This window comes from Mucilaginibacter yixingensis (genome assembly GCF_041080815.1).
GTDB lineage: Bacteria > Bacteroidota > Bacteroidia > Sphingobacteriales > Sphingobacteriaceae > Mucilaginibacter > Mucilaginibacter yixingensis.
This window is the reverse complement of sequence record NZ_CP160205.1, coordinates 2,187,794-2,202,432: the sequence shown is the minus strand read 5'-3', so window position 1 is coordinate 2,202,432 and position 14,639 is coordinate 2,187,794. Positions and strand designations below refer to the sequence as shown.

8 protein-coding genes are annotated in these 14,639 nt (G+C 45.8%); 2 read left to right on the top strand and 6 right to left on the bottom strand.

Annotated features, from left to right (window positions below; translation table 11 throughout):
• Window positions 1–473 precede the first annotated feature (473 nt).
• The 4 genes from ABZR88_RS08770 to ABZR88_RS08755 all read right to left on the bottom strand — a co-directional run bounded on the left by ABZR88_RS08770 (window position 474) and on the right by ABZR88_RS08755 (window position 6,855).
• Window positions 474–2,438, bottom strand: a complete 1,965-nt coding sequence (locus tag ABZR88_RS08770) for a sialate O-acetylesterase (protein ID WP_107828609.1) — start codon at window positions 2,436–2,438, stop codon at window positions 474–476.
• Window positions 2,439–2,506: 68 nt separating this feature from the next.
• Window positions 2,507–3,571 carry a glycoside hydrolase family 43 protein gene (locus tag ABZR88_RS08765; protein ID WP_107828608.1) on the bottom strand — a complete coding sequence of 355 codons (1,065 nt, stop codon included), beginning with the start codon at window positions 3,569–3,571 and terminating at the stop codon, window positions 2,507–2,509.
• A gap of 58 nt (window positions 3,572–3,629) precedes the next feature.
• Window positions 3,630–5,567, bottom strand: a complete 1,938-nt coding sequence (locus ABZR88_RS08760; protein WP_369434718.1) for an alpha-glucuronidase — start codon at window positions 5,565–5,567, stop codon at window positions 3,630–3,632.
• Between the two features lie 397 nt (window positions 5,568–5,964).
• Window positions 5,965–6,855, bottom strand: coding sequence for an AraC family transcriptional regulator (locus ABZR88_RS08755; RefSeq protein WP_107828606.1), 891 nt, complete (start codon window positions 6,853–6,855; stop codon window positions 5,965–5,967).
• 129 nt (window positions 6,856–6,984) lie between these two features.
• On the opposite strand from ABZR88_RS08755, the gene ABZR88_RS08750 reads away from it, so the two are divergent.
• Window positions 6,985–8,325, top strand: coding sequence for a sugar porter family MFS transporter (locus ABZR88_RS08750; protein ID WP_107828605.1), 1,341 nt, complete (start codon window positions 6,985–6,987; stop codon window positions 8,323–8,325).
• Between the two features lie 10 nt (window positions 8,326–8,335).
• A complete protein-coding gene (locus tag ABZR88_RS08745) occupies window positions 8,336–11,644 on the top strand; it encodes a DUF5107 domain-containing protein (protein WP_107828604.1) in 3,309 nt (1,102 codons plus the stop codon).
• 31 nt (window positions 11,645–11,675) lie between these two features.
• Here ABZR88_RS08745 and ABZR88_RS08740 read toward each other — a convergent pair whose 3' ends face one another.
• Both ABZR88_RS08740 and ABZR88_RS08735 read right to left on the bottom strand, forming a co-directional pair.
• On the bottom strand, window positions 11,676–11,912 hold the full coding sequence (locus tag ABZR88_RS08740) for a helix-turn-helix domain-containing protein (RefSeq protein ID WP_107828603.1): 237 nt from the start codon (window positions 11,910–11,912) through the stop codon (window positions 11,676–11,678).
• A 250-nt stretch (window positions 11,913–12,162) separates the two neighbouring features.
• Window positions 12,163–14,535: a glycoside hydrolase family 3 N-terminal domain-containing protein gene (locus ABZR88_RS08735; RefSeq protein ID WP_107828602.1), complete on the bottom strand. Its 2,373-nt coding sequence runs from the start codon at window positions 14,533–14,535 to the stop codon at window positions 12,163–12,165.
• Between the last annotated feature and the right edge of the window lie 104 nt (window positions 14,536–14,639).

Here is a 14,639-nt window from a genome sequence, read left to right as displayed (position 1 = left end):
ACAGTTTTTTAAAAAGAATTTGGTCTATAATGCCTCAAAGGGCCGGTAACAAAAGTAAATGCAAGCCATCCACTGCAGCTTGTCTTTTGTACAAAACATATAGTACGAATGTTCAAACTATGGTTTTTAGCGCTTGTTTCATTGATATATCTGCGCCAAACGATTGAAGAACCCTTGATTTCAGCACCCAAAAGGCCTGTATGGACTAAATGCAATTTAACATTTGTACTATCATCATATCGAATTGTAACACACGGGGCAACGTTGAATTTGCACTTTTATAACTGGGAGTCTCTCTCTCAATAATTGGTTTAAAGGTTCAACAACTGGGACTTTAAAATTCACAAATTTTAGGTTTATAAGGGCGGCGCGATGTCGCCCTTATTGTTTCCAACTGTACAACAAAAAAGGCAGCGGTTAGGCGGCCTTTTTCATATCTGGGGTTCATATTAACTATCGTTAAAACATCAAATTCAGGGTTTATCGGTGCGGAACGGCGAGGCGGGCAAGCCTTCTTGATTATAAAGATTAGCCCCATCCGGATTATCGGCCCAGGCATACCGCGCGTACAATGGATGATCTATCCTGGCGCTGCTCACAATCACTTTATCGCCATCAATTCTAGCATCGGCCCACACAAATTTCTTGTCCTCGCCGGCAATGGCAAATTGCGTGAGAGGTTCACCGCCTTTGGCTATCAGGCCGCCCCCTACGCTGTTAAACGAAAGCACGATCTGATGATCCTGCACTTGTGCCGACTGAAAAATCGGGCCCGAGGCCACCACCTTGGTATCGCCATAAGCTATCTTTTCTGCAGCCAGGGCCAGCCGATCGCCTACGTCCTCTTTATTAACAGGATGAACATCATTCCACTCGCCGGCATCAATAGTTACGGCCAGGCCTGTATTGGGCAAAGCAAGCGACTGCAGCTCTGCTTCCCTGATTTGTGCCCATTGGCTTTCTGACGGCGAGTATTGAGCATCGCCGAAATTTGGCAGCTGTACAATCAAAAAAGGCACATTGCCTTGCCGCCAGTCGGCACGCCAGCTGGTGATCAAGGTAGTCAGCAACTCGTGATAATCGGGCGTACCCGGATTAGACTCACCCTGATACCAAACCATACCTTTAACAGCGTAATTAATAGCCGGAGCAACCATGGTATTGTAAAGACCGGTCGGTTCATTTTGTGCTGAAAACACAGCATCCCGGTCAATATTTTCCATCGCACGAAACGGCGATAAAACCTGCCCGACCTGGTAAAGCCAGTCGCCGCGTAAGTCAATGCTGGTTTTTCCGTCAGTCAGCTCGTAGCGCTTATCGGGCACAAACCCACCCTTACCTATGGTATTGGTTAAGCGAATAACGATCACATTTTTGCCGGCTTTCAATAATCCAGCTGGAATATCGTAACGGCGCGGAGGGTACTGATAAGTGGTGTTACCAACCTTCTGACCGTTTACATAAGTTTCATCGGCATCTACAATACGGCCCATAAACAGCTTTGCCGCTTGCCCTACCATACTCTCCGGGATGTTCACCTCTTTTCTGAACCATACCACGCCGTTTAGTCCGCGCACACCCTGGTCTGCCCAATATCCCGGCAGCCAGAACTTGTGCCAGTTTTGGGGTATGAATCCAGGAGCGTACCACTTAACGCCGCCGGAGAGACCTTTATCAGGATCTGGATCTGTAGCTTGGGTGTGACTTGCATCGGCTTGTCGTCTGGCCCGCGTTACCCGGTTCATAAACGAGCTGTCTTTAAACTGATCTAAACGTTTCTGGTAACCGGATAGACTCTTAAATCCGTCCGCCCCTATCCATGCCTGGATGGGTGTGCCGCCGACGCTGGAGTTGATGATACCGATAGGCACATGATATTTGAGATACAGCTGCTTTGCAAAAAAATAACTGGCCGCGCCAAATTCAAGAACGGTTTTAGGGTTTGTTGGCCGCCATTTGCCCGGAGGCAGATCTGCATGCTGGCCGCGTACATCAGATGCCGTGGGAATAAAGAAGTTTCTGATCTGCGGATAATTGGCTGAGGCAACCTCTTCCGGATATCTTTCTTTCACCCGCTCAACCGGCAATACCATGTTAGACTGGCCCGAGCAAAACCAAACATCGCCAATCAGGATATCTTTGAGTATAATGTGATTCTTGCCATCAACCGTCATCGTGTACGGTCCCCCGGCTTTCATGGCAGGTAGCGTAGCCAGCCATTTGCCATCCTGAGCGGCAATACAATTAGCCGTTTTACCATTAATCTTAACGCTAACATGTTCAGCCGGCGAGGCCCAGCCCCAAACTTTCAGCTTAACGTCTCTTTGCAAAACCATGCCGTCACCTATCAATTGCGGTAAGCGCACGTCAGCTTTTGATGATAGACAGCACAATACAAGGTACGCGAGGACGCCTGCTGCGTTCCAATGCTTTTTCATAAAACAGGATAGATCTTTTTAAACATTCAACTGATACTCAAACCATTGACAAACTCAACTTAAAGACCCTATTTAAAAGGATCAATCATGGATATGCTGCCATCTGGCTTATGATATAGCGGGGTGACCTTTACGTTTCTGAGATGAGTTTTGCCCGATAGCTGCGTATCATGATAAAACAGATACCACTTGCCTTTAAACTCAACAATGGAGTGATGGGTGGTCCAGCCTTCCACCGGTTTTAAGAAGATACCTTTATAGCGGAAGGGCCCATAAGGATGATCGCCGATGGCGTAGGCCAGGTAGTGGGTATCGCCGGTTGAATAGGTGAAGTAGTATTTCCCCTTATACTTGTGCATCCATGAGCCCTCAAAAAAGCGACGGTCATGATCTTTGCCTAGCAGTGGTTTACCATTATTATCAAGGATAACCACATCACGCACCGGACCATCAAATCCCTTCATGTTGCTGCTCAGCCTGGCCACTTTGCAGCTTAGTGCAGGTGCATCGTCTTTCATCAGGTCTGTTTTAGAGCCGTTGGCCTCATATTTACCTGTAGCCCAGCGCTGCAGCTGACCACCCCAGATGCCCCCGAAATACATATAGCTTTGTCCGTCGGTATCTGTAAATACGGCAGGGTCTATACTAAAACTGCCTTTAATTGGCTCCGGTTCTGCCTTAAAAGGACCGGCCGGATTTTTTGAGGTAGCTACACCGATATGGAACACATCTTTTTTGTCCTTCACCGGGAAGTAGAGATAATAGGTGCCGTTTTTATAGGCGCAATCCGGCGCCCAAAGTTGTCGGCCCGCCCATGGGATATTCTTGATATCCAGCGCCACGCCATGATCTGTAACCGGACCGTTAATGTTATCCATAGAAAGGATATGATAATCTCGCATGGCAAAATGATCGCCATTGTCATTTTCGGGGATGCCGGCATCAATGTCATGCGACGGATAGATGTATAGCTTACCATTAAAAACATGAGCAGAGGGATCTGCCGTATAAATGGTTTTGATAAGCGGCTGTGACAAATATTTTTTGGGGTGTTGAGCCAGACCGGTTACCGAAGCACACAATAGTGCCGTGGTGGCCGCCAATCCCAATGATTTAAAGCATGTTGAGTTCATATATTAAAAGAGGTTTATAATCCGTTGATGATTTTGAACAAATTGTTTCTGTTGATTTTTATTGGCCCCCGTTTGAAGCCGGAAACTTTTCCATAGTAAATGGATCGATGCTTTCCAGATAATCCAGCGTATAGATTGGTTTTTCACAGCCCGGCGGGAACGGCATCTTGCTGAATGTTTGGAAATAGAGCAGGCAGCCATCCTTGTATACCTGCGCGTCATGATATTGCCGTTGCAATTTGCTTTGCACTTCTTCAAACCGCTGCTCGTCTACAAAAGGACGCAGGCTATCCCATGTTTTTTGAAATTCCTTAACCGATTGCAGGCCATCCTGGTACCGGTAGCAAATCTCGTCCCATAAAGTTCTTCCGCTGGCAACCTGGTAAGTCCACGGCAAATGATGAAACCACAATAGATATTTTTCAGGGCAGGTCTTCAGGTTATCAAACTCGTCGGCAACTGTTTGCTGATACTGGTTAACGGCAGCCGTGCCTTTGCTGGTTCTATCGAAGCCGATGCCATCTGCACCCGCTTTGTGATAATAAGGCGGGGTCCAATCTACCCTGACTTTCTTAGGTGCATACCATGGCCCGGGGCCATAATGGCGGTCGGCAGCAAATATATGATGCAGGCCCAACGGCATTTCATAGTTAACCATTGCTTCACGGCTTTTCATCATCATTGCCGTAACCGGTTTAAGGAACCCGTTTTGCCATTTACTATCGCCTGCGGTTGTTTGATCTGGTGAAAAGGTAAGCTTTACCCATTCATCTGCAATTTGTGTAGCCGTTAACTGGTTATCCCAAGCCAAACGACCATAGGCGTACCAGTTGGCCTGGTCAAAATTACTGCCGCACCAATTAGCATCCAGCCCTATGTTTGCCACCCCGGCTATTGCGGTATATTGTTGTGGATACAGGCTACCATCTGTACAACGGGCAACCGTGCTGCCCTTTCCTTGCTGGTAGGTATCGCTTTTTAAGGCTTCCTCCCACAGTGTGCCCAGATACACCAGGTGGATATTCTCGCCCAGATACTCTTTTGTGATCTGAAACTCGGGCATCACCGAAGTTTTTTTCATAGCACCAAACAGCGGACTAAATGGCTCTCTTGGCTGAAAATCAATCGGCCCGTTTTTAACCTGTATAATTACATTATCTCTAAATCGGCCATCAAAAGGCATAAATTCTTCATAAGCTTGCTTAGCACGGTCCTTATCGCTTGCGCTGTATACAAAAGCCCTCCACATCACAATACCGCCGTGCGGCTGAAGCACATCGGCCAGCATGTTTGCACCGTCAACGTGTGTACGCTTATAGTCCTGCGGACCAGGCTGCCCCTCGCTGTTTGCCTTCACTAAAAAGCCCCCAAAATCTGGGATGGCCTTATAAATTTCGTTTGCTTTATCCTTCCACCAATTAATAACCCCGGGTGCCAGTGGATCGGCAGTCGCAAGTTTCCCCAGTACCATCGGCGAAGCAAAATTGACAGATAGGTAAACCCGCATACCATACGGACGCAGCACATCGGCTACCTCTTTTACTTTATTGAGGTAATCGTCAGATAGAATTATTGGCGAGGCGTTTACATTATTCAATACCGCGCCATTAATGCCCACAGATGCGTTGGCACGAGCATATTCGCGCCATAGCTTTCTATCGGCTTCGGTTACCGTTGGCGCTTGTTTTTCGTTGCGCCAGAAGATAGAACTGCCGGCATACCCCCGCTCTATGGTTCCGTTGAGGTTATCCCAATGATTCAGAATTCGTCGCTGATAAGATGGATTAGAAGTTACATGCAGGTCTTCGCCTACTTTTTGCCGCCTCAGATAGTCAAATGCACCATACAACAAACCTACCGGGGTAGCCGCCTGGATTGATTGCGGCTTGAGTATATAGCCATCGCCTTTTATAGATTGATCAAACTTTACAATAAGAAGCATTTTCGCTCCTGCCTTACCCATCCATCCGTCCTTCAGTTCCTCTATTGCCAACATAGCAGTAGCCGATTTATCTGAGCAGCTGATGATGACAGGATTCGTTTTATTATTTCTTAACCACAGCCCGTGTCCGTCATCAGCTTTTAGCCGTGCTGCCGGTAGCAATAGCGCAAGCAGAAAGAAAAGAAAAGCGCTAGTTCCTGTAAATATCTTTATGACCATTGGCTGCAAACGGTGGCTGTTAACGTGTTTGGTTTAACTGGTATCGTGGTAGCAATACTACTCATGATAAAAAACTCAGACTATAACATTTGTCTATAATTAGCTAACAAATGTTGTACAGGTTAAATTAGCACCCAAAATTGGTTTTGTTTTGATGTGCCAGTAAAAAACAATCTACGCCAGCTGTAAACGCTTACCTCATAATTATGCTGAGCCTGAGAGATCAGGCATCTTACAACCAATATTTTTTTCTGTAACGAAGCGGAGCAATGTTCATCTGCTTTTTAAATGTTCTGGAGAAATAGAACTGATCTTCAAAGCCAATTTTCTTGCAAATGTCATTGATGCTCATTTTGGTAAAATACAGATATTGGCACGAAGCCTGAATTTTAAGCTGAAGAAAATATTGCACAGGTGAGTAACCGGTTTTAGCTTTAAACAACTCAGAATATCTGGACACAGAATAATTAACCTGACCGGCCAATTGCGCCACAGATAAGCTCTTGCTAATATTTTGTTTCATAAAATCGATAGACTCCGTTACCGGGTCTGATTCTTTATGCAGTATAGCTTCTTCTGAATAGACAAAAATCCCGAGAAACTGGATCAGCTTAATATAAAGCAACTCTAACTCGCGCGTATTCAGATCGTTCTCTAACAATTGAAACATGCTGTTAAACAGCTCAACATTAAGTTTATTATACGGAATTGATGGAACCGGTTTTATGGTAGTTAAAAAACGGGCATACAACAAATCAGCATGCGGACCGGTAAAATGCACCCAATAGATACTCCAGGGGTCATGTTGTGAGCTGCCATAACTATGGGCCTCTTCTTTAGGTAATATATAATAGGTATTAGCTGTTATTTCTAATTCTTTCCCTGAAACCTTGATCCAGCCCTTCCCTCCTACACAATATAAAAGAATATATTGCTCACTCCCCTGGCTTCGTTGCCTTTCATGAAATGCTGCATGCGGATAGTAACCAATGGCGGTGGGATATAGATTTTTTGAAAATAAATTCTCCTCAATTCTAAGGAGCCGGTCTGGAGACAGCACGATCATTTTCTGACCAACAAAGCCCTCTTTTACCTTTTCAATATATTTCGTTCTATTATCCATAAACAAACTTAAAACTACGCTTTCAATAAAAAATCATCGTAATATAATCCATAAAATTGCAACTTTTATCCATTTTTTATTAATGCTTATCGGCTAATTTTACGTATCCAATTATCCTGAATCAGCAATATGAACAGCCATAATTTCAACAATAAATACATTATTGGCATTTCCTTTATCTCGGCCCTGGGTGGGTACCTTTTCGGTTTTGATTTTGCCGTTATTTCTGGTGCGCTCCCTTTTTTAAAGATCCAGTTTCACCTGGATGCCTGGTGGGAAGGTTTTTTAACCGGCTCGCTGGCACTGGGTTGCATTGTGGGTTGCTTGATAGCCGGCAAATTGGCCGACAGATATGGCCGCCGCCCGGGATTGATGCTATCAGCAATAGTATTTGCCATTTCGTCTTTGGGGATGGCGTTCTCATCAGGGCTGTCTGTTTTTGTGATGATGCGGTTTGCCGCTGGTATTGGTGTGGGTATGGCCTCTATGCTTAGCCCCATGTATATTGCCGAGATTTCGCCGGCACAAATCCGTGGCAGAAATGTGGCCATTAATCAGTTGACAATTGTTATCGGCATCCTGATCACCAATCTGGTCAATTATCTACTGGCAGATAAGGGAACCGATGTATGGCGGTGGATGTTTGGCTTGGGAGCCGTGCCCTCTCTTTTGTTTCTTACTGGCGTTTTATGGCTGCCAGAAAGTCCGCGCTGGCTGCTCAAAGCGGGCAAAAAACAACAGGCGGCATCTGTGCTGCAAAAAATCGGCTCTGCCGCGTTTGTGGAAGATACCATCAGCGATATTAACCAGTCATTTGAAGGTAGCAAGCCACAATCCTACGCAGCTGTATTTGGCAAGGCTGTCAGACCAGCTGTTGTGGTTGGCATAACACTTGCCGTGTTTCAGCAACTTTGCGGCATCAATGTGGTTTTCAATTATACATCAACCATTTTTGAGTCTGTGGGCGCCAACCTTAACCGGCAATTGTTCGAAACGGTTGCTATTGGCGTTGTTAATCTGCTTTTCACTTTGCTGGCCATGTGGCAGGTTGATAAACTTGGACGCAGGCCACTGATGCTCATCGGGTCTATCGGTCTTTCCGTTATTTATTTGGTGCTGGCCTTTCTGTTGCAAAATCATTACAGCCCGGCTGTCATTTCCATTTTTGTGTTATTGGCTATCAGTATTTACGCCACGTCGTTAGCACCGGTAACATGGGTGCTCATCTCCGAGATTTTTCCTAATTCCATACGGGGCGTGGCGTCATCTATGGCTATTGTTTCGCTTTGGGGGGCCTATTTTATCCTGGTGTTCACCTTCCCTATACTGGCTAAGAAACTAGGCGCCTACGGTCCGTTCTATCTATACGCAGGCATTTGTTTACTGGGGTTTGTGTTTGTGTTACGCCGGGTAAAAGAAACCAAAGGCCAAACGCTGGAAGAGTTAGAACATAATTTAATCAAACATTAAGCATCAAGATATGAGTAATACCCCGGTAACGGTTTGGGAAGAACAAGTCATCATCCCTACTTACGGTATTGGAAAGCCCGATAAAAACCCCATGTTTTTTGAAAAGCGTGTATATCAAGGTAGCAGCGGCGCAGTTTATCCCAATCCGGTTATTGAAAAGATCTTTGATGAAAAAGAAGACAAGGCATATACAGGACTTTTTCTGGAGAATAAATACCTGAAAATCCTTATCCTGCCTGAGCTTGGCGGCCGGGTACAAATGGCTTACGATAAGATTAAACAGCGTCATTTTATTTATTATAACCAGGTTATCAAACCGGCATTGGTAGGCTTAACCGGTCCCTGGATTTCCGGCGGTATTGAGTTTAACTGGCCACAGCATCATCGCCCCAGTACGTTCGAACCGGTTGACTATACCATAGCAGAAAACCCCGACGGCAGTAAAACAGTTTGGGTTAACGAGGTAGAAAAGATGTTTCGCACTAAAGGATCGGCAGGCTTTACCCTTTATCCTGATAAGGCTTACCTGGAGATCAAAGCCAAGTTGTATAACAGAACCAACCTGCCGCAAACATTTTTATGGTGGGCCAACCCGGCTGTAAAAGTTAATGATGATTATCAATCTGTATTTCCACCAGATGTAAATGCCGTTTTTGATCATGGCAAACGCGATGTTTCTTCCTTCCCCATTGCAACAGGCACCTACTACAAGGTAGATTACTCGCCCGGGACGGATATTTCCCGCTATAAAAACATCCCGGTACCCACATCCTACATGGCCATCAACTCTGAATATAACTTTATGGGGGGGTACGAGCATGATACCCGCGCGGGCGTGTTGCACGTGGCCAATCACCATGTTTCTCCGGGTAAAAAGCAGTGGACCTGGGGCCACAGTGATTTCGGCCAGGCCTGGGACAGAAACCTGACTGACGAGGACGGCCCATACATTGAATTGATGACGGGGATGTTTACCGATAATCAGCCCGATTTTAGCTGGCTGATGCCTTATGAAGAAAAAAGCTTCACGCAGTATTTCCTGCCCTATCAGGAATTGGGGTTGGTTAAAAATGCTACGAAAGATTTACTCGTCAACATAGAGAAAGCGGGTAATAAGGCTATCATCAAACTATATGCAACCTCAGCACAGGCAGATCTGACGCTAAAATTTGCCATCGGCGGCAGCGTACTGCATCAAGAGGTATTCTCCATTAGTCCGCAAGCTATTGTTGAACGAGCTATAGAAATACCAACCTCAAGCGATGAAAAACAATTTTCGGTTAACATCCAAAATGTAGCCGGGCGCGAAGTTTTAAGCTATAATCCGGCGACTGATAAGCAGAATCCGCTGCCATCGCCCGCAAAGGCAGCTCTCAAGCCAGCGGAGGTAGAGAACAATGAGCAGCTTTTTTTGACGGCACAGCACCTGGAGCAATACAGGCATGCTACTTATCACCCGGTAGATTACTACCTGGAGGCGTTGAAACGCGACCCTAAAGATATCCGCTGCAACAATGCCCTCGGTGTTTGGTATCTGCGCAGGGGGAAATTCGCACAAGCGGTAAATTATCTAAAAAAAGCGGTGGAGACCATCACCAGTCGAAATCCCAATCCGTATGATAGCGAGCCATACTATAACCTGGGCCTGACGCTCAAATATTTAGGCCTGCACAAGGATGCTTATGATGCGTTTTATAAGGCAACATGGAGCAACGCCTGGAAGGACGCCGGATATTTTTCGGTGGCCCAGCTTGATCTGATTAATGGTGACTATGAACAGGCTTTAGACCATATTTCCAAATCAATCAGCCGCAATACTGATAATGGCAAGGCCCATGTATTGAAGGCTGCCGTTTTAAGATATTTACGCCCGTACGATGAAGCACTCAATGCCAGCACAGCCGCCTTGCAGCAAGACCGGTTTAATCTTGGCGCATTGTACGAGAAAGCTCAGATATTTAAAGCAATGGGCCATACCACCGATGCTGATAGCTGCATCAAAGAGCTAGCCCACCTCTCACGCGGCACCTCGCATAACCTGACTGAATATGCGTTAGACTACGCTGCTGCCGGCTTATACAACGAGGCGATAGGTTTACTCCTGCTAAACGACGAAGTATCGCAAAGCCCACTTATACAATATTACCTCGCTTTTTACCATCATAAACTTGGCGATGCGCAATGGTTCAATTATCTGGAAAAAGCTGCGGAAGCTGATAGCTACCTATGTTTCCCCAACAGGATTGATGACATTGAAGTACTGAACTTCGCCGTAGATCAAAATCCATCCGATTACCTGGCTCCTTATTACCTTGGCAACCTTTGGTATGATAAGCGCCAATATCAGGAGGCTATTGATAGTTGGGAACTATCATTGCAACGCAATCCAAACTTCCCGACCGTGCATCGTAACCTGGGCATTGCTTATTTTAACAAACTTGGCTTGGTAGAAAAAGCGGTGATGAGCTTTGAACGGGCCTTTAAACTGGATAAGACCGACGCCCGTGTTTTAATGGAACTTGATCAGTTGTACAAACGCATTAACAAATTACCGGCAGAACGCCTGAAGTTTTTAGAAGAAAATCTCGACACTACGCTACAGCGAGACGATCTTTACCTGGAACGTGCGGCTCTTTACAACTTTACTGGCCAATTCCAAAAAGCTTATGACCAGATCATGGACCGACAGTTTCATCCCTGGGAGGGCGGCGAAGGCCGGGTATCGGGGCAATACATCTACTCCCTTGTCGAGCTAGCCAAACAAAATATTGCCGGCGGTAATTATCAGCAGGCCATCATTCAATTAGAACAGGCGCAAGTTTATCCGCATAACCTTGGTGAGGGAAAGCTTTTCGGCGCGCATGAAAACGATATTTTTTACTGGCTCGGGATTGCTTGCGAAAAGATTGGTAAAACAGATAAGGCTAAAGCATTTTTCCAAAAAGCTACTATTGGTTTAGCAGAACCCGGCGCAGCAATGTTTTATAACGATCAGCAGCCTGATAAGATTTTTTACCAGGGACTAGCCTGGAATAAGTTAGGAAATACCGATATGGCTCAAAAGATCTTTAGTAACCTCGCACAATATGGCGAGCGTCATATCAACGATAAAACCGAGATCGACTATTTTGCTGTATCTCTCCCTAATCTATTGATATTTGAGGATGATCTGGATACCCGTAACCGCATCCATTGCCTTTATATAACAGGCTTGGGCCTGATGGGGCTTAACCGCCGGCAGGAGGCCGAACATTTGTTAATGCAGGTATTGAAACTTGATGCACAGCATTATGGCTCGCAAACACATCTTCGTATTTAACTTTTACAAGGCGCAAACATAGCTTACATGATTACCAACGCGAACAGCAATCCGGATCGATCAACAAACAACAAACGTCCACATTCAAGGTTTCGGCCAGCTTGATGAGTGATTCAATATAGGAGTCAGATACACCTGATTCAATCGACCGTATCTCGCTCTCTTCAACGCCTGACAATACAGCCAGCGCCTCTATAGAAAATTGTCTTTCGTCACGGATCCGCCGAAGATTGGCGGCGCATTTACGATATACTTTCCTGATGGGCATCTTGACGTTGATATATAACAAAACTAAAGAAAATCGTTTTCGTATTACAAATTCAAAATCAATTCAGAGCTCAGAGAAGTAAACATGTCTGTATCAACCACTCACTTCCGGTAAGATTGTTTTTTGATCGTCGACAGATAACATCATGCACATCTGCATTAAAGACACTGTAGGGGATTTTAAAAATCTTAAACACAAACCCAATAAAGACAAAAGAACAAAAATCCCCTGAAATCGCTGATTGCCATGATTACAGCGACGTCTTTTTTCTCCTTGATTTGTTATCTGTTGCTTTATTCAACACAGGCGTGCTCTTTTTAACCGATAGCTTTTCTACCACCACGGTCTTTTTCCAGCGTATGCTATCGGCACCGATGCCAATGCGCAGTTCAAATTCGCCGTCCTCTACCATTGGATGGCCGTCGCGGCTATAAATAGCCAGATCAGTAACAGGTATTTTTAAAACAACTTGCTTGGCTTCGTTCGGCTGTAGTGATACTTTTGAAAACGCCTTCAACTGCTCGACGGGTGTTTCAATAGAACTTACTTTATCATTTACATACAGCTGCACCACTTCTTTGCCCGCCATGCTGCCAGTATTAGCTACTTTTAGCTTTACTTGGATGGTATCTTTAGTAGCGTAGTTTTCTTTCGACACCTGGAAATCTGAATAAGTAAACGAGGTATAAGACAAACCATAACCAAATGACCATAAGGCATCTGGCGTAGAGAAAACATAATCTCTACCCGGTTTATCGATTGATCCTGGCTGCTTATAGAAACCTCGGTCCGATGGTAAATGATTATAATAAACCGGCAGATGCCCTACATCCTGCGGAAAGGATACCGGCAGTTTGCCCGATGGATTTACCTTTCCGAACAGGATATCGGCAATGGCATTTCCCTCCTGCTCGCCCGCGTAAAATTGGGTAATAATAGCATCGGCATTAGTTTTGATCCAGGAGATAGCAAATGGTTTGCCGGTCACTAAAACCACGATCAATGGCTTGCCTGTTGCCTTCAGTGCCTCCACCAATTCTTCCTGAACACCTGGGAGTTTAAGATCTGACAGATCGAAGCCCTCGCCACTGCTGGCATCTTTATAATCTCTGGATAATGACGCACTTTGCGATCCCACAAAAACCACCGTCGCGTCGCTGGCCTGGGCGGCATCTGCCGCGGCCTTGAATCCTGATTTGTCTTGCGACACCAGATCGCATCCCTGAGCATAATTCACTTTGATCTGATCGCCCGCCAGATCTTTGATGCCTTTCAGCGGCGTTACACCATCTTTATTATTTCGGCTCCAGGTATAATCGCCAAACTGCACCCGGTCCGCATTGGGACCAATCACCGCCAGGCTTTTTATCTTGACCAACTGTAGCGGCAGTACGCCGTTATTTTTTAGCAATACAGCGCTTTCGTCCGCCAATTGTTTAGCCAGTTGGACCGACTGCCGGGTGTGCGTATATGGTTCTACTTGAGCCGTATCAGGCAGCGGAGCCTCAAAAAGACCGGCAGCAAACTTGGCATAAAGTATATGACTCACTGCCGAATCTATATAGCGCTGCTGTATCGTTCCGTTCTTAACCATGTCTTCCAACAGTTTATAATCATTGCCGCCTGCTTCCAGATCTATGCCAGCCATTACGGCTTGTCTGGCCGCATCTTCGGGTCCGCTGGCTGTTTTATGGAAATAGTATAGCATAGAGATAGAGCCCCAATCAGAATATACATACCCCTTAAAGCCCAGCTTTTTACGCAGCACATCGGTTAACAGATAAAATGACCCGGCAACAGGCTCGCCGTCATAAGAACTGTAGCAGTTCATGATTGAAAGCGGGTTTGCCTCTTTGATCACTTTTGCAAATGGTGGCAAATAAAGATTGAACAACTGCCTGGTGCCTCCCTCTACCGAGCCCAGGTTGATGCCTCCCAAAGGCGAGCCATGCCCCACAAAATGTTTAGGCGTACAAATGATATTATGTTTCCGCAGGCCTTTTACATAAGCTGTGGCCATTTCGCCAACCAGGAAAGGGTCTTCGCCGTAGGTTTCCTCTACCCTGCCCCAGCGCAGTTCGCGCGCCAGGTCGAGCACGGGTGAGAGCACTTGCTTTACGCCCATCCGGTTCACCAGACTGCCAATTTGATCGGTCATGCCGGTAACCAATTGGGGGTTAAAGGTTGATGCCAGCGCTATGGATTGCGGGTAGATAGTCGCGCCATCCTGCACCACGCCATGCAAGCCCTCTATCTCCGGTATAACCGGGATGCCCAGCCGGGTACTATCGCGCATAAAACGCTGCAGGTGGTAAATAGCCTTTGCATATCCAACCGATGATAACGATAGGTTTTCTACACAACCATAGCTCAGATGAGTGTTATTGCTGTTGAGCTTTGCAAAATCAACCCGTTGACTTTTATCAAAATGCTCGCTGTGGATATGCCGCATCTGGGCAATCTTCTCTTCCAGCGTCATGCGTTGCAACAGGTCTTTTACCCGCGCGTCAATAGATAATTTGGGGTTTTGGTAGGCCGCTTGTTGCCGAGCAATCTGCGCGTAACTGATATTCACAGACAACGTACTTATGCATAGACTGAGTATGGTATACCTTCTTTTCATAGAACATTTTGTTGGTTTAAGAAATGGCTTTTAATCTTGATAGCCATATTAAACTTAAGCAATACCTGCATCAGTTAAAATGTTTAATAACGCTCATGATCGCC